Genomic DNA, 26646 nt, shown 5'->3' on the forward strand with positions numbered 1-26646 from the left:
AATATATACTTAAAATAGAAAAGAAATAAGAGATAAATATTAAAGGAGCTTGTAATGACTAAAGGTTTTAAATTAATAAAAACAATTGTAATTTTACTAATAACTTTTGTAATTATGTATATTGTATTTCAATACGATAGCTCTAAATATACTTACGAAAATAATATAAAATCCTTTGAAAAAGTAAATATGGATGTAATCGAGAGTAATCTTTTAGAGTATAATAATAAATTTATTTACTTTGGAATGGAGGACTGTAATAATTGCAGGAAAAACATTTCTGAAACAGTAGATTTTGTAAAGGATAATAATTTAGAAGTAATCTATATTGATTTAAACAAAGAAATGGAAAGAGATTCCAAATTAACAAATAAAATAATAGATGAATATAAAATTTACAACACTCCTACTCTAGCCTATATTAAAGAAGGTAAATTGGTTAAACTAGAGGAAGATATTAGCTCTAAAAAAAGTATTTCAAACTTTTTAATGCAGTTGGAAAACAAAGACTATACCTTAAATCAATAGGTGTAGTCTTTTAATTTTAGTAAAGCCGATTTATACAAAATATTGTTTTAATTTTACACAAAAAAAGTATTTAATCTAAATATTACAAAAATATTGTTAAATATTACATAGGCTTAAGCCGGGGTTTTGAAATTGGGATAATATACAAATAGAAGATAAAGCCAAGTCTTTTAATATAGTAATAAGTAAAATTGATAAATTCTTGTAATTTTAATTGTATACTTAAAAAGATCTTAAGAGATTTGTAATATATTTTTAAGAGAATTGTAAAAGTGTATTGATATTATAAATATAGGAAGATAGTTAAAGGAATTGGAAATATAAGGGGAAATAGCTTATGAACTTTGAAACAATAGAATTTTATTTAGAAAATTATGGTCTATTGGCTTTATTCATAGTTGTTTTACTGGAATATATGAATTTACCGGGATTTCCGGCAGGAATAATAATGCCACTTGCTGGAATATGGGCTTACAAATTTAATAAATCTTTTTTACTTGTTATTGTAATATCGGTAATTGCCGGATTAATAGGCAGTTGGATTCTTTATTTTCTAGGATTTTATATAGGAAGACCTTTGTTAAATTGGTTTAGAAATAAATTCACCAAGCAAAGTGTTGCCCTAGATAAGGCCATTGAACAATTAAATCAAAAGGGTTATTGGGGATTGCTTATTGCAAAATTATTTCCGGTTATACGTACTATTATTTCTATTCCGGCCGGTGTTATAAAAATGAATTTTTATAAATACAGTTTTTATTCAACTATTGGCATTATAATTTGGAATTTAGTATTTGTTGGTGGTGGTTATATTTTTGGTTCGGCGGCTTTAAATTGGTTTGCAAAGTTTTAGGGGGAGTTAAATGAAAATTGCAATGTTTACAAATAACTATAAACCATATATTGGAGGAGTGCCTGTTTCTATTGAAAGATTAGCAAATGGACTTAGAAAAAGAGGTCATATTGTAGATGTTTTTGCACCGACTTATGAGGAACAAGAACTTGAAACAGGAGTTTATAGATTTAAAAGTCTAAATAAAAAACTTGATGGTGATATTGTAGTTCCTAATATGTTCGATAGGGATATTAGAAAACAATTCCAAAAAAGAAATTACGACATTATACATAGTCATCACCCAATGTTAATGGGAAATATTGCCCTATCCTATTCTAAAAAATATGATATTCCCTTAATTTACACCTACCATACAAGGTATGAGGAGTACATGCACTATGTAATGCCTAGTCTACTAAATAAAAACAAAGATGATACTAAAATATATAAGGTAGCTGAACAAATTGTTTCTAAATATACAAGATCATTTTCAAATAAATGTAACTTGATTTTTGCACCAACACCGGAAATAAAAAACACAATGATTAAAAGAGGAGTATATACGCCTATAACTGTAATACCTACAGGTTTATCTGAAAATGATTTCATAAGGGATAGGGAGAAAACAGAAGAAATAAGAAAAAAATTCAATAGCCCAAATTTATTTTGTTGTGTAAGTAGATTAGGAAAGGAAAAAAATTTTCCCTTTATGTTAAAAGCCTTAAAGGCTTTAAAAGAAAAATGGGAAAAACCCTTTAAAATGATAATTATTGGTGATGGAGCAGAAAGAAAATCCCTTAATTTACTAAGTAAAAAACTGGGACTGGAAGAAGAAATATATTTTTTAGGAAATATAGAACATGATAAACTGGTTCATTATTATAATGCTTGTGATTTGTTCCTCTTTAGTTCCCAATCGGAAACTCAAGGTATAGTACTTTTAGAGGCTATGGCTGCAGAGTTACCGGTAGTTGCAGTTTCCGGTAGCGGGGTTAATGATGTAGTTGTAAATGGGGAAAATGGATTTAAAACAGAATTAAATGAAGATTTATGGATTAAGCCTATTGAAGAAATTATGGGAAATTCCTATTTATTCAATACTTTAAAAATCGGTGCATATAATACTGCTAAAGAATATACGGCAGAGTCAATTGCTAAATTAACAGAAGAAAACTATTTACAGTTAATACAAGGGAAAGTAAAATATGTTGTGCCATAATAATGTTAAGGAAATAAATAGAAGTAAAAAAGAAAAGTTAGTAGGCTATATACTTAGTAGAATATTTTATGGATATTTATGGCTGGTTAACAAAACAGTAAAATATGAAATTATAAATTTACACTTACTTAAAGAACTGGAAATGCTTGGCTATTGGCATGGTGACAGCTCCTTGATGATGATTTTACTTATGCATTTAAAAAATCAGCTACCACCGGTAGATGTAGTAATAACTGCTGACTGGAGAGGTGATATTATTTCCTACATATTAGACAAATGCCGGGCTAATGCTATACGTACAGAAGATGGCTTAGGAGCAAGAAAGAATTTAAGGCTCTTAATTAATACTGCCAGTACAAGGGGGCGAGTTTTTGCCTTAGCAATGGATGGACCTTTAGGACCAAGGCATAAAGCTAAAGAATTATTGCCCTACCTAGCAAAAAAGGCTAATTTGGATATTTATTTTGTAAGTTTTAAAAACTCACCATCAATAAACCTTAAAAAGCGTTGGGATAACTATTCTATTCCACTGCCTTTTAGTAGGATAGAAGTGGTTTTTGAAAAATATAAGAATAAAGTAAATTAAGGTAGCTTTAAAGCTACCTTAACTATTTAAAGGAATTATTATAATTAATGTGAATTTGTCATTTTCCATATTAATATCCATATTTCCCCTATATTTTGAAACAATCTCCCTTATGCTTGTAAGACCAAAGCCATGGTTGGAACTATTTTTCTTTGTAGATAGGAAGGTATTGTCCTTTAATATTGGTTTTTCACCTATGGGATTTTCTATTTTTAACATGAAAAGTCCTTTTTCAACTTTCAAACGAAATTTAATCTTCTTAACATTGGATTTTATAGTGGATTCTATTGCATTGTCCAATCCGTTACCTAGTAAGGCGGATAAATCAACATGGGAAATTTCCAAGTTCTCCGGTACTGATATTTCATAATCAAACTCTATATTATAATCTTTTATTGCATTGATTTTAATGTCAAGAATAGCGTTGACTACTTCATTTCTAGTTAATTGTCTTGTTTTATTAAAACTACTGGAAGAAGTTAGACTTTTTAAAAATTCTTTAGTTTCTTCAACCTTGTTATTTTCCAACATATTTTCCATAGTAAGTAAATAATTGTTCATATCGTGTTTTATAAGTCTAATTGATTTTTGTTCGTTTTTGATTCCTTCGTAGTAGAGTTCCTTCATATTATTTATGTTTTCTTTCTCTTTCAATTCCTCCTGTTTTGAAAGAATTACCATGGCAATAAAAATTGAAATGGCGGAAATAATTACAAAGGGGATTATAATGAAGGATAATCTTAAAGTAATAAATCTTATAATACTATAGCCTTCCTCGTTAAATAAATGGGATTTTAAAGATGGTGAAGGGTATAATAAATCTCCAACGCCAAATCCTGTAAAACCGACAATAACAAAAAATGGTCCAATTAATAGGCCAAGAAGTAGGTACCATAAATTTTTTGGTAATTTAATATTTTCATCTTTAATAAATTTATACAAAATTAAGCTAATTATAATAAAAATAGTAGCTTTTACAAAGAGAGTTAATTGATTTTTCAAAAAGGCTCCAAGAAGAGCTTCATCAAAGTAGGAGGCGAAAATAGTGTCTATAAGCATATTAATAGGGGTAATTAAAATATAGAAAAGTAGGGCTGTAACTAATTTGGAAATACTATTCCCCCTGTAACAAATTAAAAATACCAGTATATAGAAAGGTAAAATTATAAAGGGATTTTCATCCCCTATCCATGATTGTATCCCTAAGGAGTTGAAGAAAAGTACATAAGGAATTATTTTTAATATTTTACTCTTTACAGGCCTTAAAATTTTACGAGAGCTTTTAACAAAAAAATAGGTGCTTACTCCCAGCACAATATAATTAATAATTGGTAAAAGAAAATTTAAGAATAATTTCATACAATACCTCAATTAAGTAAGTTGCGGCCAAGTTCTAACAAGGCGGTCTTTCTGTATTGCCTACTAATAGGAAGTTCCTTGCCATTTACTAAAACAGATTCAGCCTTGGCTTGGTCAACGTGTTTTGAATTTATTAAATAGCTTTGATGTATTCTTAAAAATGCAGGTCCAATTGATTTTTCAATATTGTTTAATTTTTCATAAAATACATAATTACTGTCCCTTGTAATACAATTTATTTTTCTTCCTTCAGATTGAAAATACAAGATGTCGATTTTAGGAATTCTAAATATACCCTTCATATTTTTAAAAGTAAAAACATCATTTTCATTTTGGAGTATCTTAGCTAAAGACCTATTTATAATATTAATTAAATCTTTTTCCTTAACGGGTTTTAATAAATATCCCATTGCATCAACTAGGTAGCCGTCAAAAACATAGTCGGGGTAACTGGTAATAAAGACTATTTGCAAAATACTACTTCTCTTACGGAGTTTTTTAGCTACTTCCATTCCATCCGGTCCCGGCATTTCAATATCTAAAAATACTAAATCCACTTCATCACTATGTTTTTCATACCAATCTATTAATTTTTCTCCACTTGGAAATTCATAAATAACATATTCTATTTCCTTATTTTCTAAAACTCTTTCAAGTCCGGTATATAAAGAAAATCTTGCCTTTTTTTCATCATCACAAATAGCTATACGAAGCATAACTACCTCCTTTATTGTTTTATTGTATCATGGAGGTATTTTCTTTCAAAACCAAATATTACATAAAAACCGTCAATTTTACACTATTAATTATATATGGCTAATAAATAACAAGAATTAGGTTAAAACTTACATAGGGAGAAAAATTTAAAATCCAAAAATGTTAGACTTCTCATAAAGAGGAGGACTACTATGTTAAAAATAAATAATTTGTATAAATCGTTTCAAGTTGGGACTGAAAAATATGAAGTGTTAAAGGGAATTACCATGAAGGTAGAAGAAGGGGAGTTTGTTGGGGTAATGGGTGCTTCCGGCTCAGGAAAAACTACACTTTTAAATTGTATTTCAGCCTATATTCCTATTGATAGTGGAGAAATATTACTAGGGGAAACGGATATTTCAAAATTAAATAATGAAGATCTAGCAGAAATAAGAAACAGGGATTTAGGCTTTGTATTTCAGGACTTTATGTTACTTGATGGACTAACAATAAGGGAAAATATTATGCTTCCAAGAATAATAAGTGAAAGAGTAGATGTAAGTATGGAAGAAATGGCAGATAGTCTATGTGAAATATTTGAAATTTCCCATATAAAAAACAAATACCCGGCAGAAATATCCGGTGGGGAAAAACAAAGAACAGCAGTTGCCAGAGCCTTAATTAATAATCCTAAGATTATTTTAGCCGATGAGCCAACTGGAAATTTAGACTCTAAAAGTTCAAGGGCGGTAATAAAGTCTTTTATAGAGGCAAAAAATTCCTTAGGGGCAACTATACTAATGGTAACCCATGACTCCTTAGCAGCTTCCCATTGTGATAGGGTTGTAATTTTAAAGGATGGTTTAGTTTGGGATATAAAGGAAAGGAAAAACGAAGAAAGAAGAATTTTCCAAAAAGAACTTTTAGATTCAATCCAACTTCTAAGTGAGGAGGGTTAAAATGATAGACTTTAAAAGTATAAATAAAAAATTAAGAAGTAAGAACAAAAATCAATATTATTTTATGTTAGGAAGTATCTTATTATCTGTACTTTTAATAACTTCCTATTTAACTATTATGAACTCACCAACAGTACAAACAATTCTTCCACCTGGAGGAGATTCAAGAAAACAGATGATGATGATTTTTGCAGTTGCTGTAATTGGATGTATTGTATTTGTAAACTATGCTATAGGTTTATTTTTACGCTATAAATCTAGGGAAGTAGGAGTCCTTATGGCCTTAGGTACTTCTAAGAAAAAGATTGAACATTTTTTAATAAGGGATGTTTTAACGCTTGTCTTAATAGTTTCTCTTATAGGTATAGGATTAGGAGTGGTATCTGCCCTTGGAATTTGGAAATTGTTTAGGATTTTTATTGTAGACACACCTGACATGGTATTAAATATTTCATATAAAGCAATAGCCTTATCGGCTTTATTTACAGTAGTAATTATTATATTGTCATTTATACGAATGAAACAGTTTATAAACAGAACAAATATAATAGATATAGTTCAGGAATCTAAAAAATCTGAACCTATTAAAGATGTTCCAAACTGGTATGGATTTATTGGAATACTCTTAATGCTTATAGGAGGTTTTTTAGGATACTCTTCATCGGGTTTTATTATAGAAAAGTTTTCTTATTTTCCACCGGATTGGCTTCCAGGTATTTTTTATTTACCAGCATTAATAGGCTTGTATATGATAATGCTTCATACTGTTGTTAACGGATGGGGAGGTAGAAAAAACAAATATAAGAATATAATAAGTACCAGTATGATGAAGTTTGAGGGTCGTCAAACTGTAAGAAATATGATAGTTATAACCCTACTAATAGCAGGAGGTTATTTTGCATCCTTTTATACTCCCTTAATGTTCTCAGTATCAGAAAATGCATTTAAAGAAAGTAAGGTAGACTACTCCTTTAATTATAGACAAGACCAAAATATGATAGGTAAAGATGATATTTTTGATTTAGCTAAAGAAGAGGATGTGGAAATTACAGAGTATAGGACAGAGCCTATGGCTATATTAGGTGTAGATGGTGAGTTAGAAACAGTAGAGGAAAATAGAAAATTAACCTTTGAATATAAAACCCTATTAGCAAGTGATAGGTTTTTATCGGAAGAGGCCTATAATAAACTAACAGGAGAAAATATTAGTATTAAACCCGGAGAGGTTATAACTATACTAAGTCATGATGGAAGTAATGATTTTAGAACCAGTGAAGAAATTTCCATAATAACAAATATGGTTACAGGTGAAGAGATGAAGGTTACACCATCAAAACTAAAACTTAGAAATAATTCCTTATTTGGTTATAGAATATTATCAGATGAAGACTATGAAAAAATGACAAGGGGTTTAACGCCGGAATGGCTGGAAAAAATAGTTTTTTTCAATGTAAAAAACCTAGAGGCAAGCTATGACTTTGCAAATTTACTATTTGATGAAATAGTAGAACATTCCGATTCTAAAGTGAAACAATTTTTATATTGGGACCCTGTTTCAAAAATAGTTGCTGAAAAAGAAGGAAAAGAATATGGTATGGATTCCTATAAAGTTGATTATGATTTAAAGGATTCATCTGACTTTAGAAGTAATTGGAAATATATGCCAAACTTTGCAATAATGAACAAGATAGATTTTCTAAAACAATATGCAGTTTTTTTACTCTTATTTGTATTTATTGCCATAATTTGTTTTTCTGCAGTAATAGTTATTTTATATGTGAGAAGTTTAACTACCGGCTTAAATAATAAAAGAGTCTATGAGGATTTAAAACGTATAGGGGCAAATAATAAATATCTTCAGAAATCCATGAAGTCCCAAATATCTAAAATATTTTTTTCTCCAACCTTAATTGGAACTATTGTAATAATAGCTTTTTATACTATGATGCTATACTCAAATGATGGACAATTTACAGAACAGGAATTTATTGGACTTGGAATTAGTATAGGAGTAGTTATTATAATGTCCACTGTTATTTATATTTTGTATAAGCTAAGCTTTAAAAAAATCTGTAAAATATTAAATATTTCATAAGATAAAGGAAATCCATATTACAATATATGGATTTTTTTATTTGAATAAATTAATTTGTTAGGATATTTATATGATAATATATTATATAATAATTAAACAAATAGGTCGGATGTAGGTAATGGGAATCAGTTATTTTAAAGGAGCGCTTATGTTAATTATAAGAGAATTTAAACTTGACGATAGTGAGGCTATTTATCAGTTAAACAAAAATGAAATGAAATATGATTATCCTTTGGAAGAAACGGTAGAAAATTTAAAGAAAATTAGTGAAAATAAGTTAGATAAGATTTTTGTTGCAGAAGTTGACGAATATGTTATTGGCTATGTACATGCCAGTAATTATCAGTGTATATATTCTAAACCTATGAAAAATATTTTAGGAATTGCTGTTTCAAAGAAATTTCAAAAAATAGGAATAGGCAGAGATTTATTGGAAGCAGTGGAAAAATGGGCAAGGGATGAAAAGGTTTCCTGCGTTAGATTAGCTTCAGGTGAAGAAAGGGAAGATTCCCATAAGTTCTATCTTAAATGTGGTTATAAAAAAATAAAAGATCAAAAGAATTTTAGAAAAAATCTAATATTTTAATATATAAATTTAGGAGGCATTATGGAGATTACTATAAGACGATGTCTTATTGAAGATGCAAATTATATATATAAATTAAACAAATTTAGTCTTGGCTATGATTATCCACTAGAGAAGACAAAAGAAAAATTAGAAAAAATATTAGATAATAATAGTTATAGGGTTTTAGTTGCAGTTTATAAAGGCGAAGTAGTTGCTTATATTGAAGCTCACGACTATGAAAGTCTGTATCAGGATTCCTTAAAAGATATAATGGCCTTAGTCGTAGCAAAAGATTTTCAAAATATGGGAATAGGTGGAAAGTTAATAGACAGGATAGAAAAATGGGCTAGGAATGAAGGTTCAAAAGGCCTAAGGCTTGTAAGCAGAGAAAAAAGACAAGAGACCCATATGTTTTATAGGAAAAAAGGATTTAAGGAAATAAAGCTACAAAAGAATTTTAAAAAATATTTTTTAAATATTGAAAATGAAAAGCAATAATATTTTTATAAAGAACTAAATTAGGGTATTGAATGAATATAGTATAAATTTTTTAATATGAAAGGGGACTTCTAAGGTATGAATAAATTTAGTAAAGAAAATGTTATTTATAATTTCGAATATGGTATGAAGGAAAAATACAGAGTTAAACCAAAAGAACCTTTTATTGTAGAAACCTGTGATTGCTTTCATGAACAAATAAAATCGGAAGAGCAGGTTTTAATGGAAATAGATATGGATATTGTAAATCCTGCAACAGGTCCTATATATGTTGAAGACGCAATGCCGGGAGATGTTTTAAAAGTTAATATTATTAATATAGAACTAAAGGACAAGGGTGTTGCAGCAGCAATTCCAAATGCCGGTGGCCTTGCAGAAGAATCTAAGGAAGCAATTGTAAGGGTAATTGAAGTAAAGGATGGCTATGCATATTATTTAGGCAAGAAGATTCCAATTAATCCAATGATTGGTGTTATAGGTCTTGCTCCGGCAGAGGAAGAGGGGAAATGGGGAACCCATACTCCTTGGAAACATGGTGGAAATATGGACAGCACTATTATAGGAAAAGGAAGTTCCTTATATTTTCAAGTTCAACAAGAAGGAGCGATGTTAGCCTTAGGAGATTTACATGCTGTTATGGGAGACGGTGAACTTTGTTTTACAGGACTTGAAATTTCTGGCGAAGTGGAACTGGAAGTTGAAGTAATAAAAACAAAAAGAAAATTAACATGGCCTATTGTAGAATTAGATGACAGAATAGAAATAATTGCCTCCGGAGAGAGCTTAGACGAAGCTACAAAGGAAGCTGCCAGTACTGCAGTTGATTTAATGAAGGATGCTTTAAAAGTTTCATGGGCAGAAAGCTATGTAATGGCAAGTCTTGTAATGGATTTAAAAATATCACAAATAGTTAATCCAAAGAAAACAGCAAGAGCTGCAATACCAAAAAACATTATTACAATGAAGGAATTATTATAAATATTTTATGAAGATGAGGTGGGAGAATGGCTAAAAAAATTATAACCATAAGTAGACAGTTTGGTAGCGGTGGAAGAACTGTAGGAAAAAAGCTAGCTGAAAAGTTAAATTATAAATATTATGACAGGGAAATAATAGAAAAAATCGCCGAAGAATCGGGATTTAGTCAAGAGTTTATTGAAGAAACAGAAGAAAAGGATACATACAGAGGCTTGTTTAATATAGGTCTTTTAGCAAGGGACTATAGAGGAATGTCTGTAGATGATTATATTTGGGAAGCACAAACAAAAATAATTAAAGAAATAGCAGACTCAGGAGAAAATGCTGTAATAGTTGGACGTTGCTCAGACTATATTCTAAGGGACAGGGAAGATACCATTCATGTTTTTGTTCATGCTGATCTTAAAAAACGTAAAAGAAGAGTAAGGGAAAAATATGGAGACAGGGAAGTAAGTTTAGAAAAAAGACTTAAGGACAAGGACAAAAGAAGAAGAGTATATTATAAATTTTATACCGATAGAGAATGGGGAGATGTTGAAAACTTTACTATGACATTAAATAGTGGGGAATTAGGAATTGACAATTGTGTAAAATTAATAGAAGAAGCTGTAAACTTCTAATTACAAATATAAAACCATCTAGTTATAAATTAGGTGGTTTTTGTGTGAATATATTTTTAATTTATTGTAGGAGAATAGATGAGTACTAATAATAGTGAAGAATTGAAAAATAAAGCTTTAAAGGAATTAATAGGTATGGGATATATACCGTTAAATATAGAGCTAGTAAGGTGTAAAGATGAAATAGTAGTTTACAGGGTTAAGTTAGAGGATAAATTTGCAATATTAAAAATGTTTTTAACAAATAAATATATAAGGGAAATAGAAAGCTACAAAATATTAACCAGGTTAAAGCTACCGACAGTCAATATATTTAATATGTCAAAAATGAGTATTTTAATGGAAGATATATTATATTCTAAAAATCTCCGTTTAGGAATTAGGGAAGATATGAATAATCCTAAGGTTATGTATAATTTAGGAAAATGGTATAAAAAATTACATTTAGAAGGGGAAAAATTTGTTTCAAATAACACTAACATAAAAATGTATTCACCGTTAAACTACATTACTATTGAAAATATAAATAAATTGGCGACTTGGACTTCTACAGAAAATAATCTTTTTTGGAAATTATTTAGAAATAATTTTAATGTTATCCAAAACACTTTAAATACAATACCTAAAACTTTAACATATAATGATTTTTATTTTGAAAATCTTATAGTTAGTAAAAAATATGATAGTGCCTTTATGTTTGATTTTAATTTTTTAGGGATAGGTATTAGGGCTACAGATATAAAAAATGCCTTATGGTTTTCAGATAATGAGGTAAAAAATGAATTTTTAAGAGGGTATGAATATATAATTCCAAAAATAGAGTTTAAAATTGATGAAGTTATTGAGCCATTAGATTCATTATTAGTAGCCAAGGAGAAGAATATAAAACCAGATTGGATAATAGATATAGTTACTAATTTGGAAAATGGAATATTAGCAAGAAAATTACTTGAGCTAATAAAATTGCTAAACTAATTTGATACAAATATGATAAATAAAAATTAATCTTTATATAATAACTAAAGTGTAGTAAAATATATTTTGTGATAATAAATATTAATGGAGGTATTTATGCTAAAGTTTAAGGATTATGAATATATAAGACCGGATTTTGAAAAAATAGAAGAAGAGATGAATATTTTAATTGATAAATTTGAAAACGCTTCTACTTTTGAAGAACAATCTAAGTATTTTGAAAATATTATGAAAATTATGTCAAATGTTAGTACAATGGGAACTTTAATGCATATACGCTATAGTATTAATACAAAAGACGAATTCTATGAAAAAGAAAGGGAATTTTTCGATGAAAATGGCCCTAAATTCGATAATGTTATAAATAAATTCGACAAGGCAGTGGTAAAATCAAAATTTAGACCTGAACTTGAAGAAAAATGGGGTAAACAATTATTTACCTTAACCGATATGAGTTTAGAAGTATTTTCTGAAGAAATTATTGAAGATTTAATAGAAGAAAATAAAACCGTTAACGAATATTCTAAATTAATTGCTTCAGCAGAAATTGAATTTGAAGGTGAAAAAAGAAACTTATCTCAAATGTTGCCTTTTAGAACTTCTAAAGATAGGGAAATGAGAAAGAAGGCGGAAAATGCATATTTGAATTTCTTTGAGGAAAATGAAGATAAATTTGATGATATTTATGATAGATTAGTAAAAATTAGAACTAAAATAGCTAAGAAATTAGGCTATGAAAATTATATTGAACTTGGTTATAAAAGAATGAACCGTTCTGACTATGGACCGGAAGATGTAAAAAATTACAGAAAACAAATATATGAGTCTGTAGTTCCACTTGTAGTGGATATTAAGGAAAGACAAAGAAAAAGACTTGGTCTTTATTCCTTAAAAAACTATGATGAAGGTTTTAAATTCCTTTCAGGAAATCCTAAACCACAAGGTGATCCGGAGTGGATTATAGAAAATGGAAAGAAAATGTACTCTGAATTATCGCCTGAAACAGAAGAGTTTTTCAACTTTATGTTAGACAGGGAATTATTGGATTTAGTAAGTAAAGAAGGTAAAATGAGTGGAGGTTACTGTACTTTTATAGATGACTATAAATCACCATTTATTTTTTCTAACTTCAATGGAACCAGTGGAGATGTTGATGTATTAACCCATGAAGCAGGTCATGCTTTTCAAACCTACAGAAGTAAGGACCTAGGCATTCCGGCTTATAGTTTTCCAACCTATGAGGCAGCTGAAATTCATTCCATGAGTATGGAGTTTATAACCTATCCATGGATGGAATTATTTTTCAAGGATGACACAGAAAAATATAAATTTAGTCATTTAGCAGGTACCTTGGAGTTTTTACCATATGGTGTAGCAGTAGATGAATTTCAACATTTTGTTTATGGAAATCCTAATGTTACTCCGGCTGCAAGAAAGGCTAAATGGAGAGAAATAGAAAAGAAATATATGCCTTTTAAGGATTATTCTGAAAGTGAGTTTTTGGAAAGAGGAGGATTTTGGTTTAGACAAGGTCATATATTTGAAAGACCTTTCTACTATATAGATTATACCCTAGCTCAAGTTTGTGCCTTCCAATTCTTTAATAAATTTAATGAAGATAGAAAAAAAGCTTGGAAGGATTATTTAAGGCTTTGTGATGCAGGCGGTAGCAAGTCATTTTTAGAACTACTAAAGTTGGCGAATTTAAAAAATCCTTTTAATGATGGAGTAATAGAAGAAACAATCAAACCATTAAAGGAAAGACTTAATAGTATTGATGATAGTAAATTTTAAAGGAAATTCATTCTATTAATTGTTAGTTACAAAAAAACCTTTAAATCCATTGGATTTAAAGGTTTTTTTTAAGCAGTTTTTTGTAAATCTTTATCTTCTTTTGATGTTTCCTTTTTTTCAGCTCTTCTTAAATGAATATAACCTAGTGTAACTATTACAAGAGCACCAATAAAGTCTACAATTATATCCTTCATTGTGTCGCCTAAAGCTGCATGACCGGTTAATACAACACCTTCTGCTGTAATAAACTTCTGCATATTAGTACCTAGAACACTATCGGCTAAGTATTCGTAAATTTCCCACACCGTACCACAGGTCATTGCAAAACAAAAAGCAAACAATGAAACAAAAAATGGACTTAAGTGGGTGCCTTTAATGGCCTTCTTATTAAAGAAATCAACTAATATAAATCCTAGGGCACCAAGCATCATTGCACTAAAGGCATGTAAAATCATATCCCAGTAAGGAATCTTATAATAGAAGTTTCTTACTTCGCCTAAATAAATTGCACAGAATAAGAAAATAAAATAAATTATTTCCATTGTGTCAGGTATATCGATGCCAAATTTTCTTTCAACTTGGGAAGGTAAAAAAATTACTATCATACCTACTATACATTGTAAAATCATTAGAACATAGTCACTTTTTACCAGCTCATATTCTTTATTAGAAACACCGGATGGGGCGTTTATTAAATTATAAATGGAAAAAACCACTGATACTGCTAATAATGTAAAAACTATTTTAAAAATTAAGGTTTTTCTTTTGTCTATTTTTTCTTCTTTATTAGTTCTATTTTCATCAATTTTCTTTTTACTCATTAAATCTCCTTACGTAATTATTAAAGTTAAAAATATATTTTAACTAATATTATAACTACTATTATACCTTATTTAAGAAAATAGACTAAAAAACTATTTTCCAATTCTTATTACATCTAAATAATCTTCACCAAGTATATACTGGTTGAAGAAATTGGAATTTTTTCCAACTTCATTATTTACATAGTCATAACCATTTTTTTCAGACAGGGTTTTTTTATTTGAAAACAAATTCACTCCCAAGCCTAACCTATCTCCTTCAATTTCTGCTCCAATACTTGCTAAAATAGTTGGGTACATATCGAAGGATGTTATGGTTCTGTTTTTATTATTTTTGGTGTTAATGGCAGGATTTATAAATACATTATAAACCGTTCTGTCATAGCCGGGAGTCATATTGTCCTCATAAAAATCCGTTTGCATTCCTAGATGATCTCCTAGGACTACAATTGTTGTATCTTCATAAAAATCCTGTTCCTTTACCCAGTTAATATAATCATTAATTTGTGTAGATGAATAGGAATGAACATTTTCATATTGAGTATTAAAATTATTTGGAGCATTTTCTTCTAAATAACCATTTTCAAAATGGGTATTTGCGGTTTCAATAATTAAATTAAAAGGCTTGTTTTCTTCTGCAAGTTTTAAAGTTTCCTCCTTAGACCATTTAAAGAGATCGGAATCATCAAAACCCCACCAAACCTTATCTTCGGCCTTCATATATCCATTTTCTACAGCATAGTTATAGTCGAAAATATCATAATCGCCATGATTTAAAAAGTATTTATCCTTTCCTCCAAACTCTGCAGCTGAGCCCATACAAATATTTAAATTATATCCATTTTCTTTTAAAATATCACCAAGGGAATACGCTCCAGCCATAAAGTTATTTGAAAAATATGCATTTGCCATATTTACCTTCATATTAATTCCGGAAGTTATTGCAACTAAGCCGGAAACAGTCCAAGTTGAACCGTTAGTATGGTAAAAACCGCCTATTTTTTCATTATTTGAAAAATTTAAATTATTTAATGCCAGTTCCTCCATTTCGGGCATAATGGAATAGTCCCAGCCTCCTCCTAATTCTTTGTTAATTAATGAGTTTTCAAAACTTTCAGCAAAGATTAATATTAAATTTCGCTTTTTTTCCGGAAACTTAATATTAACATCTCTACCATCAACATAATTTTCTTCTATAAAATTTGAAGATTGCAGATTGTTTTTAATAAAGATATCTACTCTTAAAGTAACTATAAAGGTAACCATTGTTAATAAAAATAATATAAGAGTAAAGAATATTTCTTTATTTTTAAATAGTTTATTTTTTAAAAACAATAATCCAAAAACCAATAGAAGAAGGGGAATTATGGATTTAATAATTGCAGTAATAAAAACAGCTGTAGAAGCTTGTCCGGCATCGTTTAAAAGGTAAAATATAATCTCTTCAATTGTTTGTTTCTTAAAATTAAGTTTAATATAAATACAAGCTACTATTATAATTGAAAAAATAATAAGTAGGGTATTTGTAATATAATCTTTTATACTTTTCTTAATAAATATCACACACCTAAAATAAAATCGTCTAAATTTAGTCTTGAATTAACAAGACTAAGGGTAAATATATAACATAGTTTATATTATAAAGAATGAATTGTTAAGGCTTATCTTAATTTTTTTAGGTATTTTTAAAGTAAAAAAGAAAAAATATGTTTTAGGACCTATGAAAACAGGTAGATATAATATAGAAACTAATATACAAGAGGTGATGACATGAAATATAAAATAGTTCAAGATTTTCCTAATGATGTTTTATATGAAAGAGGAGATGTTTGTATATCCATATATATGCCAACTCACAGATATAAAATGGAAAATCAAAAAGACAGAATAATGTTTAAGAATCAAATTCAAAAGGCAGAAAGAAGTTTATTACAAAAATTTTCTAAAAAAGAAGTAGAGGAAATTTTATCACCCCTTTATGACCTAGAACAAGATATGGTTTTTTGGAATAGGACAAGAGATGCTGTTGCAATATTTTTAAATAGAGAACATTGCATAATCTATAATCTATTTAGGGAAATTAAGGAATTAACAGTAGTATCTAATAGTTTCCACATTAAGCCATTAATAAGGGTTTATCAATCTGTGGATAAATACTATGTACTTGGAATAAATAGACATAATTTTAAATTGTTTTACGGTGATAGATACAATTTAACAGAAATAGAATCACCAAAAAATATGCCTGATGAAATTACCGAAGAGTATCGTTTAACAACTATTGATATGAGTAAAGATGGAAAAGCCATGTATTCAACTGGTAGCAATAGGGATGAGGTAAAAAAAGAAACAGAAAAATACCTTAGAAATGTAGACCGATATATTTGGGAAAACTACATAAAACCAACAGGAGCACCTTTAGTTTTAGTAGCTCTGCCTCAATATCAAGGAGAATTTAGAAAATTAACAAATAATAAATTACTTGTTGAAAAGGGAATAGATAAGGACTTTGAGGCAATGGATATAAATGCTATTAAGGAAGAAGCATGGAAAATAATAGAAAAAATTTACTTAGACAGAACCGAAATGTTGGTAAATATGTTTAACAATGGTAAGTCTAAGGGGAATGCAAGTGCAAATATAAACGATGTTGTTAAAAAAGCAGTTGAAGGTAGGATAGATACTATTTTAATAGAGTCTGATAAGATTTTACCTGGAATTGTAGATATGGAAACAAAGGAAATTAAGGAAATGCCTTTAGAAGATGTAGAAACCGATGATGTTTTAGACGATATTGCAGAGATGGTTTTAAAGGCGAAAGGTGAAGTGGTTATTTTACCTAAGGAAAAAATGCCGGACACTACAGGAGTAGCGGCAATTTACAGGTATTAAAAATATTTTAAAGAAAAATAAATATTTATTAAAATAAAATTTTAAAGGGTGGAAGCTAAAATTTCCACTCTTTTTTATTGGATAGATTATGGAGTAGAGTTTCCTTAAGTCCTTATATAATTAAGAAGCATTTAACTATTATATTTAAATACCAGCAAGCTATTGGATTGAAATAAGAAAAAATTAGGGGTATAATTATACACTATGTATTTAGATTTTGTTTAAAATTATTAATATAGGATAGATATAAAAAGTGTTTATAAATTTTTTGGAGGTTATATTATGGAATTGTTAGCAATTTTATTTATACCACTACTGGGTACATCCTTAGGTGCCGGTTGTGTTTATTTTATGAAGGGAAAGATGAATGACAATCTACAAAAGGCCTTACTTGGTTTTGCCGGTGGAGTAATGGTAGCAGCGTCAGTTTGGTCTCTTTTAATACCTGCAATGGACATGTCAAAAGACATGGATAAATTATCTTTTATTCCGGCAGTAACAGGTTTGCTTTTGGGAGTTTTATTTTTGTTATTATTAGATAATATTATACCTCATCTTCATGTTAATGATGATGAACCTGAAGGACCAAAAACAACATTAAAGAAAAGTGCCATGTTAATGCTTGCAGTAACATTACACAATATACCGGAAGGTATGGCAGTTGGAGTTTTATTTGCAGGTTACACTGCAGGAAATACAGCTATTACCTTTTCAGCTGCATTAACACTTGCAATTGGAATAGCCATACAAAATTTTCCGGAAGGGGCAATTATTTCAATGCCTTTAAGAAATGAGGGATTTTCCAAAAACAAATCCTTTCTTTATGGAGTATTAAGCGGAGTAGTTGAACCTATTGGTGCAATTTTAACAATACTAGCAGCGTCATTAGTTGAACCGATGCTACCTTATTTATTATCATTTGCAGCAGGTGCAATGATATATGTTGTAGTAGAGGAATTAATTCCGGAAGCATCAAGGGGAGAGCATAGTAACATAGGAGTTATAGGTTTTTCTGTAGGATTTGCTATAATGATGGTTCTTGATGTAGCTTTAGGATAATTTAAGGTCATGAAGTTGTTGTACAATAAAATAAATAAAAAATAGACATAAATTAATATGTCTATTTTTTTATGAAAATATTTAAAATAACTATGCCTCTATTGATGAAACAGCAGTCTGTTTACCTAAGCTAGTTATATAGTCAATAGTATAGGACGATATAGTAACGGTAATTAATGAGAAGAAGATTTTTCCTATTGGTATATAGGACAGACTAAGTAGTAAAACGGAAATGTCTGTAAAAAGATAGGCAGAGGATATTTTAAAATTAAACTTTTTACTAATTACTAAAGCTAAAGCGTCATCACCACCGCTACTTCCTCCAGAACTTACAATAAGTCCTGCACCAACACCAACAAATAAACCGCCTAAAATTGCAGCAATTAACATATGACTTTCCAAACTAGGAAAAATTGGTGGAAATAATTCCCAGAATTTATAAAATCCTGAAAAAAGTATAGTAGAAAAAAGAGACACTACTAAAAATCTTTTGCCAAGGTATTTTAAACCTAATAAATAACATGATATGTCTAAAATAGGTGTTATATATGCAACAGAAATTCCAAACCAGTGATGTACCAATAAATTTAAGCCTATAACGCCGCCTTCTGTAACAGAAGACTGTTCATGAATATTATATATACCAAAGGATAAAATAATTGCTCCTAAAAATATTTTTACTACTAAGCTAATTGGAAATACTTTCTTTAGTTCATTTTTCCAATTTTTTAATATCATTAAAATTCACCTCGAATATTATGATAAACTATAGTATAGTACTAGAGTCAAGGAGGAAGTATGGAAAAATATTTTAAAATCAAAGAAATATCGACTTTATTTAATATTGGCATAGATTCTTTAAGATATTATGAAAAAATTGGCTTAATAAAACCTAAACGTGGTAAAAATAATTACAGACTATACAGTGTAAAGGATATTTATAAATTAAATATAATAGCAGACTTAAGGAAATTACATTTTTCATTATCTGAAATAAAAGAATATTTAGAGGATTTGTCCCTATCAAATACATATAACTTACTTAATAAACAGAATAAAATAGTAGAAGAGGAAATAAAACAATTAGAAAAACAAAAAGCCCTACTGGAAATTCAAATAGAAAATTTGGATTTATACAAAAAAATGACTGTAGAAGAATTTGAAATTAAAGAGCTGGAAAGTAGAAGAATAGTAAAATTAGAAACAGATGTTTACTTAGATGAGGAAGTGGATTTTTCAATAAGATTTCTTCAAAAACAACATGGCTTTAAATTACACCAGTTTGAAAACTATGAAATTGGTGCAAGTATGCTTAAGGAAGATATAAAGGACGGTATAGTAGGAAAATATAATACGGTTTTTATGTTACAGGAAAATAGCAAGGGAAATACTGGTGAATTTTTGCCAAAAGGGTCTTACCTTTCTTATGTATATAAAGGAAGTTATAAAAAACTTAAAAATAATTTAGAGAAAATTTTTGAATTTGCGAAAAACAAAAACTTAAAATTAGATAATACCATCTATGAACTATATTATATAGATACAAGATACACGGAAATAGAAGAAGAGTATTTAACGGAAATTCAAGTCTTAATAAAAGAGTAGAAACTAAGGGAAAGGATTAATATGAAAGGTATTAATTATTTAGAACAAATAGAAAAATTAAAATATAAAATTAATACAGCAGATGCAATTTTAATTGGAGCAGGTTCAGGCCTGTCTACTGCTGCCGGCCTAGAATACTATGGAAAAAGATTTACCGATAATTTTTCTGATTTTATTAGCAAATACAAATTAACGGATATGTATTCAGCAGGATTTTATCCCTTTAAAAGTTTGGAGGAATATTGGGCCTATTGGAGTAGGCATATTGATTTAAATAGGTATAAAGCAGAAGTTGGAAAGCCTTACAAGGACCTACTTGAATTAGTAAAAAATAAAAACTATTTTGTAATAACTACAAATGTAGACCATATGTTTCAAAAAGCCGGCTTTGATAGTAAAAACTTGTTTTGTACCCAAGGTGATTACGGCCTTTGGCAATGCTCACTACCCTGTAGAAAAGAAACCTTCAACAATGAAAAAAGTATAAAACTTATGGTAAAAGAACAAAAAAACATGAGGATTCCAAAAGAATTAATACCCTATTGCCCTTATTGTAAGGCGCCACTTACAATGAATTTAAGAGTAGATGATAAATTTGTAGAAGATGAAAAATGGCAGGAAGCTTCAAGAAGATATTTGAAGTTTAAAGAAGAAAATCTTAAATCAAAAATAATATATTTAGAAATAGGAGTTGGCTACAATACTCCAGGAATAATAAAATATCCTTTTAGAATAATGACTTCTAAAAATCCTAACTCCATTTACGCAACTATAAATATAGATGACCATTATATTCCTAAAGAAATAGAAAACAGAACAATCTGCATAAAAGAGGAAATTGGGAAAGCTTTAGAGGATTTGAAGTAAAAAAAGCCTTAGTTTACAAGCATAAACTAGGGCTTTTTATATTTGTAATTTAATGACTTATAGGAAATTGTCTGTGAAACTCCCTTTCCGGTATTAGGATTAGTAGCACTTTGCGATAAATCTAAAGTAAAGAGAACAATTAATATTAAACACATACCTTTTTTTAATTTATTTGGGATGTATTGTAAAAACTCATCAATTAATGGTGCAATAAAGTAAATTATTAAAAATCCTCCAATGGCAAAAAACAATAAACCTTCAAAGCAAATACGACCATTAATATTAAAAAATACATTTTTATAATTCCACCAAGTAGTATTAAATAGCTTCTCCAAAGCCCAAGAGGTGAAATACTCTAAAATTCCACAAAGCACCATTGCAGAAGGAAAAAGTACCAGTGGTTTTTCAATAAGAGGCTTAAGTAAAATTAACATTAACAAGGTTCCTGTACCGTAAATTGGTAACCAAGGTCCTATCATGGTTCCTCTATTAACAAAAACACCGGTTTTTAAAAGATGTAAAGCAACCTCCCAAATCCATCCAATAAAGGCAAGGGAGAAAAATATTAAAATATAGGAAGTAATACTATATTTTCTATCATAATCTAAAACCAGCCAATCTCTTTTATGTTTTTCCGGTATTGTATATAATTCAACAGGGTAAGCCTCTGTGGTTTTATCTATTGGATTAGTTAGGTATCTGTCATTAAAATAACTACTTAAGGGTAATTTATTCTCAATAGCTTCTTCACGAAGAAGAAAGTAAAGTTCAGAATAACTGGCACCAATTAACGGGTTCAAATAAAGATATCTTATAATTCCAAAGGTTAAAAGGGAAAGAATATGCCAAAGTAAAAAGGACAAATCCAACTTAAAGGCCTTCCATTTATTTCCAACCATCATCTCATGGGACAGTTTAAAAGCGTCTTTTCTTGAAATGTCAGGGTTTTCTGCAATAATAAAAGGAATCATCTTGTAGTCATAGTATTTAATAAATCCGCCAATAATTGTAAAAAACCATAGAAAATTAAAAATATACTTACAAAACATAATATAGGCAGTATGTCTTATTCTTCCTATACGATAAATAAAAAGAATTCGGTCTATTTTAGTGTTGCTGTAATTCTTATTTTCAATAAAAAATCTACTTTGTCCTACTATTAAAATATTCTGAACAAAGAGCCAAAAGCCAATAATTAAAATAGTAGCAATTATCATAATGGTGCTTTGAAAAAAATGGTTGTTGAAAATTAACTGATTAATAGTATTTAAAAGCCCTATTATAAAGGACCTTGAAGCACCGGAATTGTTAATAATAGTGGCAAAGACACCTTCAGTTGCATTTCTTAAATTGAATTTATCTTCAACCTTGTTAACAACTTCCTCCTGTTCAGAGTATAGAGTAGTAACACCAAAACCGTCTAATATTTTCACCACACTGTCTACAACAGCAGGAGGTTTTACTTTATCGGAACCTCGTAATAAATCCGTATTTAAATGGGAAGAAGTATATCCGCCGGCTACAATAGCAATAACCAAACATACAATAATATATTGAATATAATTTCTTTTAATAGTTTTCTTAGCATTTAGCTTTAATTCTTTTCTATTCCAGTCCATACACTCTCCTTGTATAATGAACTTAGTCAACTATAGTTAATTATTTTATATATAATAAACATAATGTTGTGGATTGGTTCTCTCTCCTATAGCTTGACTATTCTTTTTAGGCTCCAACCACATACCTATGTTTTATTGTTTATTAGTTAGATAACGCTAGACGTTTTATCTAGAACAAGGATACACAACATAGCCTATGTGGAAAACACAACAAATTTTAATTGAGGTGATTTTTTTTATGATATGTGTTGGTATCGATGTTTCTAAAAATAAGCATGATTGTTTTATTGTTCATTCTGATGGTACTGTTATCAAGGATGTTTTTACTATTCCTAATTCTATTGAAGGTTTTAAGTATCTAATTGATTCTATTCCTTCTACTGATGAAATTGTAAAAGTGGGGCTTGAAGCCACTGGACATTATAGCATTAATATCGCTAATTTTCTTAACAGCAATGGTTACCCACCCATTATCCTCAATCCGCTTCAAACTAGTCTTTTCAGAAAAGCTCTAACGCTTAGAAAGACTAAAACCGATAAGGTTGATGCTAAGTGTATTGCTTCTATGCTAAGTAATCCTGACTTAAAACCCCACTCTAATCTAGATTATCAGATTTTGGAGTTAAAGTCATTAACTAGACATAGAAAACATCTTAGGGAACAATCTTCTAAGCTAAAGGTTTCTTTAAACCGCCTTGTTGAAATTATGTTTCCTGAGATTACTGATTGTCTGTATTCTATTAATCAAAAATCTACTATGGCTATTCTTTATGAGTTTCCATCTCTTAAATTAATAGCTGATGCTCACCTTACTAAGTTTACTAATATCCTTAAGAAAAATTCTAAGGACAAGTATTCCAAGGCTAAAGCAATTGATATCAAAAACTCTGCTAAAAACTCTATCGGTTCTGATAGTAGAGCTTTAAGTTTTGAACTTAAGCAAACTATCCGTCTAATCAATGATATCGAAGAGGAGCTTATATTACTTGATAATGAGATAAAATCAATTATGGAGGATGTTCAAAGTCCTATTTTGACTATACCTGGTATCTCATATAATCTAGGTTCTATTATCTTATCGGAGATAGGTGATATCCATAGATTTTCTTCTTCTTCAAAGCTTGTAGCTTTTGCAGGGCTCGATCCTTCTACCTACCAATCCGGTAATTTTAGAGCCAGTAATGTTTCTATGGTAAAGCGAGGTTCACCTTACTTAAGATGGGCTTTATTACAAGCCGCTAGGCTAATTTCTATGAGAGATAACAACTTTAAAAACTATTACCAAAAGAAACGCAGTGAAGGTAAGTGTCATAATGTTGCTATTACTCATGTTGCTAAAAACTTATTAGAGTTCTTCACTATTTATTAATTAACGATTTAGAGTTTGTTCCACAATAGTGTTTTTATAATTTCTATTGTTGATAACTTATTTTTTGTGTGCCTATTTTTAGATATTTAATTGTCTGCGTAATTTATCTTTTTTACTTGACTTCATATAGTTAGTCTATAGGAATTTATTAGAATTTTCTAAATTATAGTTATTATATCATAGATGGAAATATTGAAATGTAAGATTTTAATTTAACATATTTATAATCGGGATGATCTAAGAAAAGAAACAATATTAAAATTGAAAGATGTATTAATTAGGTGTTCAATTTTTTTCGAGATTTTTAGTAAAAAAAATGTAATTTTCTAGATATATTATATTTAATATAATTAACTTAGTGAGGGGAAATAAATGAAAAATAGACAACGGTATATTTTATTTGAGATTTTAGATGGTAAAACTATTAATTTAATAGAAATATCAAAAAAATTAAAAGTTTCAGCCAGAACAATCAGAAATGATATTGTCGATTTAAATAATTTTTTTGAAAGAAATGGTTATCATAATTTAATCTTATTGAAAAATAGTAAAATATTTTTTAATAAAAACTACTTAAACAATAATAGAATTTTATCTATTTTTGATAATAGAACTATGTCAAAATATGATCCTAAGAGCAGAAAATTAGATATATTATATGAATTATTAATTGAAGAAAATACCGTTAGCTATAATAAATTGTCCGAAAAGTATTACGTATCCAAAAGTTCCATATTTAATGATTTATCAGAAATTAAAAAGATTATAGTAAAAGCGAAATTGAAATTATATTCAGATAATAGAGGTACACTTATTGTTGGAAATGAAATGGACAAACAGCAATTAATAAGAGAAATAATTATAGAGCAACTGCTAGATAGAAATAAATTTAAATTTAATACAACAAATAGTAGATTTTTGGATTGGATTAACATTAGTTGGATTAATGAAATAAGGTATGATCTAAAGAATATTCTCAAAAAGAAGAATTTAATAGTTTCAAATTTTTATATAGGTATTGTAGCAATATCACTATATACATTAATTAAACGAAGCGAAGAAGGGAAAAAAATTAAAAACTTAAAAAACAAAACTTTAATATCCAATAAAGTTGAAGGTATGGAAATATATCCTTTTACTTATGAAATACTTTTTAGATTAAAAAATAAATTAAATCATGATTTTACAATAGATGAAATTTATTTTATAAATAATATTTTTATGGGATTAGGAATAAATGGACTGAACAGTCTAGAGTTTTTTAATGAGGATTTTGAAAGAAATATAAAAGATTTAGTTATTAGTGTAGAAAGAAGTTTGGGAATAATTTTAAGCAATGATCTAAAATTACTTAATGATTTAAAAAATCATCTTCATCAAATGCTATTTAGACTTCAGTCAAATATTAGAGTTGATAATCCATTACTTGATGAATTAAAGGAAAAGTATTCTATTATTTACGCAATAGTGTGGTTATCATTGAATGATTTTATATCAGGTTATAATGTTGAAATTACAGAAGATGAAATATCATTTATAATGCTCCATTTTCAAGCTGCTATTGAGCGTAAAAAAGAATCTATAAAGGTTTTGTTCATTTGTCCAAATGGGGTAGGAACAAGTTCGTTAATTAGTTCTCAAATAAAAAGAATTCTACCATCTATTAATATCTATGAAATTATTTCTCTTGAAGAAGTGGAAAATTATAATTTAAATTCAATAGATTTTATAGTAAGTACAGTAAATATAAAATTTGAAAATATACCAACTATAATCGTATCACCAGTTATTTCAAAAGAAGAATTAAAAAAAATAACAGATTGTTATATAGATATTATTTATGATTCTAAACCAGAAACAAATGAAAGTAAATTGTATTTATCTAATTTAACAATTAAAGTTTTTGAAAAGCGATTTGATAATAAAGAAAAAGCAATTTTATATTTATGTGATAAAGCTAAGGATAATCTATTAGTAAATAATGAATATACTAGTACTGTAATAAATAGAGAAAAACTAGGAACTACTTATTTAAAAAATAAAATAGCGTTACCTCATGGTGATCCTAAAAAAATCATTAACAGCTTTATTTATATTTTAAAAATGAAAGATTGTATAAATTGGAATAATGAACAGGTAGATATGCTTATTCTTTTAGGAATATCTGATAAAGATATAAATAAAACTGAAAAAATTCTGGAATTTATTATAGAAAATATTGACGATAAAAAAGTATTATTGAGCAAGTTGGAGGAAATAAATGGATAATAAATTATATGAAATTTTTAATGAAAAAAATGTAATTATAGAAAACAAGGATATGACATGGCAAGAAGCTGTAAAAATAGCTAGCGAACCATTGTTAAAAGAAGGGAAAATCACTGATGTTTATGTAGAAAATATGATGAAAAATGTTGAAGTTAATGGACCATATATGGTGTTAACGGATTATTTTGCATTAATGCATGCAAAAGCAGGAGAAGGTGTCAATGAAGTTTCTATGAGTCTGTTAGTAAATAATAAAAACATAGACTTAGAAGGAAAACCGGTACGTATATTTATGGTTTTGGCATCTGTTGATAAATCAAGTCATTTAGAGTATTTACAAAAAATATCTGAAATATTATTGGATGAGGATAATTTTAACACCATTCTTCATGGAGAAAAAGAAAAAATATTACAAATATTAAAAAATAATTAAAGG

25 protein-coding genes are annotated in these 26646 nt (G+C 28.5%); 19 read left to right on the forward strand and 6 right to left on the reverse strand.

Annotated elements, in window-relative coordinates:
* The first annotated feature begins 54 nt into the window (after positions 1 to 54).
* The 4 genes from JFY71_RS06155 to JFY71_RS06170 all read left to right on the forward strand — a co-directional run bounded on the left by JFY71_RS06155 (position 55) and on the right by JFY71_RS06170 (position 3168).
* Positions 55 to 528: a thioredoxin family protein gene (locus tag JFY71_RS06155; RefSeq protein WP_243659944.1), complete on the forward strand. Its 474-nt coding sequence runs from the start codon at positions 55 to 57 to the stop codon at positions 526 to 528.
* A gap of 337 nt (positions 529 to 865) precedes the next feature.
* Positions 866 to 1381 (forward strand): DedA family protein, encoded by a 516-nt coding sequence (locus JFY71_RS06160; protein WP_243659945.1) that lies wholly within the window; start codon positions 866 to 868, stop codon positions 1379 to 1381.
* A gap of 10 nt (positions 1382 to 1391) precedes the next feature.
* Positions 1392 to 2582 carry a glycosyltransferase gene (locus JFY71_RS06165; protein WP_243659946.1) on the forward strand — a complete coding sequence of 397 codons (1191 nt, stop codon included), beginning with the start codon at positions 1392 to 1394 and terminating at the stop codon, positions 2580 to 2582.
* Positions 2569 to 3168 carry a hypothetical protein gene (locus JFY71_RS06170; protein ID WP_243659947.1) on the forward strand — a complete coding sequence of 200 codons (600 nt, stop codon included), beginning with the start codon at positions 2569 to 2571 and terminating at the stop codon, positions 3166 to 3168. The genes JFY71_RS06165 and JFY71_RS06170 overlap by 14 nt, the downstream gene beginning before the upstream one ends.
* An 18-nt stretch (positions 3169 to 3186) precedes the next feature.
* Here the strand turns inward: JFY71_RS06170 and JFY71_RS06175 are convergent, their stop codons facing one another.
* Both JFY71_RS06175 and JFY71_RS06180 read right to left on the reverse strand, forming a co-directional pair.
* Positions 3187 to 4527: a sensor histidine kinase gene (locus JFY71_RS06175; protein ID WP_243659948.1), complete on the reverse strand. Its 1341-nt coding sequence runs from the start codon at positions 4525 to 4527 to the stop codon at positions 3187 to 3189.
* An 8-nt stretch (positions 4528 to 4535) separates the two neighbouring features.
* The gene (locus JFY71_RS06180; RefSeq protein ID WP_243659949.1) at positions 4536 to 5243 is read right to left on the reverse strand and encodes a LytR/AlgR family response regulator transcription factor; all 708 of its coding nucleotides are present in this window, start codon (positions 5241 to 5243) and stop codon (positions 4536 to 4538) included.
* A 192-nt stretch (positions 5244 to 5435) separates the two neighbouring features.
* On the opposite strand from JFY71_RS06180, the gene JFY71_RS06185 reads away from it, so the two are divergent.
* From JFY71_RS06185 to JFY71_RS06220, 8 genes are all read left to right on the forward strand, one after another.
* The gene (locus JFY71_RS06185; RefSeq protein ID WP_243659950.1) at positions 5436 to 6182 is read left to right on the forward strand and encodes an ABC transporter ATP-binding protein; all 747 of its coding nucleotides are present in this window, start codon (positions 5436 to 5438) and stop codon (positions 6180 to 6182) included.
* A 1-nt stretch (position 6183) separates the two neighbouring features.
* Positions 6184 to 8277, forward strand: a complete 2094-nt coding sequence (locus JFY71_RS06190; protein ID WP_243659951.1) for an FtsX-like permease family protein — start codon at positions 6184 to 6186, stop codon at positions 8275 to 8277.
* A 148-nt stretch (positions 8278 to 8425) separates the two neighbouring features.
* Positions 8426 to 8863, forward strand: a complete 438-nt coding sequence (locus tag JFY71_RS06195) for a GNAT family N-acetyltransferase (protein WP_243659952.1) — start codon at positions 8426 to 8428, stop codon at positions 8861 to 8863.
* A gap of 21 nt (positions 8864 to 8884) precedes the next feature.
* Positions 8885 to 9343, forward strand: coding sequence for a GNAT family N-acetyltransferase (locus tag JFY71_RS06200; RefSeq protein WP_243659953.1), 459 nt, complete (start codon positions 8885 to 8887; stop codon positions 9341 to 9343).
* A 78-nt stretch (positions 9344 to 9421) separates the two neighbouring features.
* Complete coding sequence (locus tag JFY71_RS06205) at positions 9422 to 10321, forward strand: acetamidase/formamidase family protein (protein ID WP_243659954.1); 900 nt, start codon at positions 9422 to 9424, stop codon at positions 10319 to 10321.
* 26 nt (positions 10322 to 10347) lie between these two features.
* Positions 10348 to 10941 carry a cytidylate kinase-like family protein gene (locus JFY71_RS06210; protein ID WP_243659955.1) on the forward strand — a complete coding sequence of 198 codons (594 nt, stop codon included), beginning with the start codon at positions 10348 to 10350 and terminating at the stop codon, positions 10939 to 10941.
* Positions 10942 to 11019: 78 nt separating this feature from the next.
* Positions 11020 to 11916 (forward strand): hypothetical protein, encoded by an 897-nt coding sequence (locus tag JFY71_RS06215; protein WP_243659956.1) that lies wholly within the window; start codon positions 11020 to 11022, stop codon positions 11914 to 11916.
* Positions 11917 to 12012: 96 nt separating this feature from the next.
* Complete coding sequence (locus JFY71_RS06220) at positions 12013 to 13710, forward strand: M3 family oligoendopeptidase (protein WP_243659957.1); 1698 nt, start codon at positions 12013 to 12015, stop codon at positions 13708 to 13710.
* Between the two features lie 68 nt (positions 13711 to 13778).
* Here the strand turns inward: JFY71_RS06220 and JFY71_RS06225 are convergent, their stop codons facing one another.
* Together JFY71_RS06225 and JFY71_RS06230 are read right to left on the reverse strand one after the other, a co-directional pair.
* Positions 13779 to 14531 (reverse strand): DUF2238 domain-containing protein, encoded by a 753-nt coding sequence (locus JFY71_RS06225; RefSeq protein ID WP_243659958.1) that lies wholly within the window; start codon positions 14529 to 14531, stop codon positions 13779 to 13781.
* A gap of 93 nt (positions 14532 to 14624) precedes the next feature.
* Positions 14625 to 16094: an LTA synthase family protein gene (locus JFY71_RS06230; RefSeq protein WP_243659959.1), complete on the reverse strand. Its 1470-nt coding sequence runs from the start codon at positions 16092 to 16094 to the stop codon at positions 14625 to 14627.
* 207 nt (positions 16095 to 16301) lie between these two features.
* On the opposite strand from JFY71_RS06230, the gene JFY71_RS06235 reads away from it, so the two are divergent.
* The gene (locus JFY71_RS06235; RefSeq protein ID WP_243659960.1) at positions 16302 to 17423 is read left to right on the forward strand and encodes a baeRF3 domain-containing protein; all 1122 of its coding nucleotides are present in this window, start codon (positions 16302 to 16304) and stop codon (positions 17421 to 17423) included.
* A gap of 282 nt (positions 17424 to 17705) precedes the next feature.
* Positions 17706 to 18482 carry a ZIP family metal transporter gene (locus JFY71_RS06240; protein WP_243659961.1) on the forward strand — a complete coding sequence of 259 codons (777 nt, stop codon included), beginning with the start codon at positions 17706 to 17708 and terminating at the stop codon, positions 18480 to 18482.
* A gap of 90 nt (positions 18483 to 18572) precedes the next feature.
* On the opposite strand, the gene JFY71_RS06245 is transcribed toward JFY71_RS06240, so the two are convergent.
* Positions 18573 to 19220, reverse strand: coding sequence for a YitT family protein (locus JFY71_RS06245; protein WP_243659962.1), 648 nt, complete (start codon positions 19218 to 19220; stop codon positions 18573 to 18575).
* 60 nt (positions 19221 to 19280) lie between these two features.
* Between JFY71_RS06245 and JFY71_RS06250 the strand changes: the two genes are divergently transcribed.
* Both JFY71_RS06250 and JFY71_RS06255 read left to right on the forward strand, forming a co-directional pair.
* The gene (locus tag JFY71_RS06250; protein ID WP_243659963.1) at positions 19281 to 20087 is read left to right on the forward strand and encodes a MerR family transcriptional regulator; all 807 of its coding nucleotides are present in this window, start codon (positions 19281 to 19283) and stop codon (positions 20085 to 20087) included.
* 21 nt (positions 20088 to 20108) lie between these two features.
* A complete protein-coding gene (locus JFY71_RS06255; protein WP_243659964.1) occupies positions 20109 to 20954 on the forward strand; it encodes an SIR2 family NAD-dependent protein deacylase in 846 nt (281 codons plus the stop codon).
* Between the two features lie 26 nt (positions 20955 to 20980).
* On the opposite strand, the gene JFY71_RS06260 is transcribed toward JFY71_RS06255, so the two are convergent.
* A complete protein-coding gene (locus JFY71_RS06260; protein WP_243659965.1) occupies positions 20981 to 22573 on the reverse strand; it encodes a DUF975 family protein in 1593 nt (530 codons plus the stop codon).
* Between the two features lie 196 nt (positions 22574 to 22769).
* Here JFY71_RS06260 and JFY71_RS06265 point away from each other — a divergent pair, with 196 nt between their 5' ends.
* The 3 genes from JFY71_RS06265 to JFY71_RS06275 all read left to right on the forward strand — a co-directional run bounded on the left by JFY71_RS06265 (position 22770) and on the right by JFY71_RS06275 (position 26643).
* Entirely contained in the window at positions 22770 to 23942 is a 1173-nt protein-coding gene (locus JFY71_RS06265) for an IS110 family RNA-guided transposase (RefSeq protein ID WP_243659966.1), read from the forward strand.
* Positions 23943 to 24314: 372 nt separating this feature from the next.
* Complete coding sequence (locus JFY71_RS06270) at positions 24315 to 26210, forward strand: BglG family transcription antiterminator (protein ID WP_243659967.1); 1896 nt, start codon at positions 24315 to 24317, stop codon at positions 26208 to 26210.
* The gene (locus tag JFY71_RS06275) at positions 26203 to 26643 is read left to right on the forward strand and encodes a PTS sugar transporter subunit IIA (RefSeq protein WP_243659968.1); all 441 of its coding nucleotides are present in this window, start codon (positions 26203 to 26205) and stop codon (positions 26641 to 26643) included. The genes JFY71_RS06270 and JFY71_RS06275 overlap by 8 nt, the downstream gene beginning before the upstream one ends.
* Positions 26644 to 26646: the final 3 nt, after the last annotated feature.

This window comes from Miniphocaeibacter halophilus, assembly GCF_016458825.1.
Taxonomy (GTDB): Bacteria; Bacillota; Clostridia; order Tissierellales; family Peptoniphilaceae; genus Miniphocaeibacter; species Miniphocaeibacter halophilus.

What these genes read in the sequence shown, in the direction of transcription:
- JFY71_RS06245 (WP_243659962.1), bottom strand. Translation starts at nt 19,220, where the DNA reads ATGATATTAAAAAATTGGAAAAATGAACTAAAGAAAGTATTTCCAATT.
- JFY71_RS06205 (WP_243659954.1), top strand. Translation starts at nt 9,422, where the DNA reads ATGAATAAATTTAGTAAAGAAAATGTTATTTATAATTTCGAATATGGT.
- JFY71_RS06210 (WP_243659955.1), top strand. Translation starts at nt 10,348, where the DNA reads ATGGCTAAAAAAATTATAACCATAAGTAGACAGTTTGGTAGCGGTGGA.
- JFY71_RS06260 (WP_243659965.1), bottom strand. Translation starts at nt 22,573, where the DNA reads ATGGACTGGAATAGAAAAGAATTAAAGCTAAATGCTAAGAAAACTATT.
- JFY71_RS06265 (WP_243659966.1), top strand. Translation starts at nt 22,770, where the DNA reads ATGTGGAAAACACAACAAATTTTAATTGAGGTGATTTTTTTTATGATA.
- JFY71_RS06190 (WP_243659951.1), top strand. Translation starts at nt 6,184, where the DNA reads ATGATAGACTTTAAAAGTATAAATAAAAAATTAAGAAGTAAGAACAAA.
- JFY71_RS06175 (WP_243659948.1), bottom strand. Translation starts at nt 4,527, where the DNA reads ATGAAATTATTCTTAAATTTTCTTTTACCAATTATTAATTATATTGTG.
- JFY71_RS06275 (WP_243659968.1), top strand. Translation starts at nt 26,203, where the DNA reads ATGGATAATAAATTATATGAAATTTTTAATGAAAAAAATGTAATTATA.
- JFY71_RS06255 (WP_243659964.1), top strand. Translation starts at nt 20,109, where the DNA reads ATGAAAGGTATTAATTATTTAGAACAAATAGAAAAATTAAAATATAAA.
- JFY71_RS06200 (WP_243659953.1), top strand. Translation starts at nt 8,885, where the DNA reads ATGGAGATTACTATAAGACGATGTCTTATTGAAGATGCAAATTATATA.
- JFY71_RS06235 (WP_243659960.1), top strand. Translation starts at nt 16,302, where the DNA reads ATGAAATATAAAATAGTTCAAGATTTTCCTAATGATGTTTTATATGAA.
- JFY71_RS06185 (WP_243659950.1), top strand. Translation starts at nt 5,436, where the DNA reads ATGTTAAAAATAAATAATTTGTATAAATCGTTTCAAGTTGGGACTGAA.
- JFY71_RS06180 (WP_243659949.1), bottom strand. Translation starts at nt 5,243, where the DNA reads ATGCTTCGTATAGCTATTTGTGATGATGAAAAAAAGGCAAGATTTTCT.
- JFY71_RS06165 (WP_243659946.1), top strand. Translation starts at nt 1,392, where the DNA reads ATGAAAATTGCAATGTTTACAAATAACTATAAACCATATATTGGAGGA.
- JFY71_RS06195 (WP_243659952.1), top strand. Translation starts at nt 8,426, where the DNA reads ATGTTAATTATAAGAGAATTTAAACTTGACGATAGTGAGGCTATTTAT.
- JFY71_RS06225 (WP_243659958.1), bottom strand. Translation starts at nt 14,531, where the DNA reads ATGAGTAAAAAGAAAATTGATGAAAATAGAACTAATAAAGAAGAAAAA.
- JFY71_RS06270 (WP_243659967.1), top strand. Translation starts at nt 24,315, where the DNA reads ATGAAAAATAGACAACGGTATATTTTATTTGAGATTTTAGATGGTAAA.
- JFY71_RS06160 (WP_243659945.1), top strand. Translation starts at nt 866, where the DNA reads ATGAACTTTGAAACAATAGAATTTTATTTAGAAAATTATGGTCTATTG.
- JFY71_RS06170 (WP_243659947.1), top strand. Translation starts at nt 2,569, where the DNA reads ATGTTGTGCCATAATAATGTTAAGGAAATAAATAGAAGTAAAAAAGAA.
- JFY71_RS06155 (WP_243659944.1), top strand. Translation starts at nt 55, where the DNA reads ATGACTAAAGGTTTTAAATTAATAAAAACAATTGTAATTTTACTAATA.
- JFY71_RS06240 (WP_243659961.1), top strand. Translation starts at nt 17,706, where the DNA reads ATGGAATTGTTAGCAATTTTATTTATACCACTACTGGGTACATCCTTA.
- JFY71_RS06215 (WP_243659956.1), top strand. Translation starts at nt 11,020, where the DNA reads ATGAGTACTAATAATAGTGAAGAATTGAAAAATAAAGCTTTAAAGGAA.
- JFY71_RS06250 (WP_243659963.1), top strand. Translation starts at nt 19,281, where the DNA reads ATGGAAAAATATTTTAAAATCAAAGAAATATCGACTTTATTTAATATT.
- JFY71_RS06220 (WP_243659957.1), top strand. Translation starts at nt 12,013, where the DNA reads ATGCTAAAGTTTAAGGATTATGAATATATAAGACCGGATTTTGAAAAA.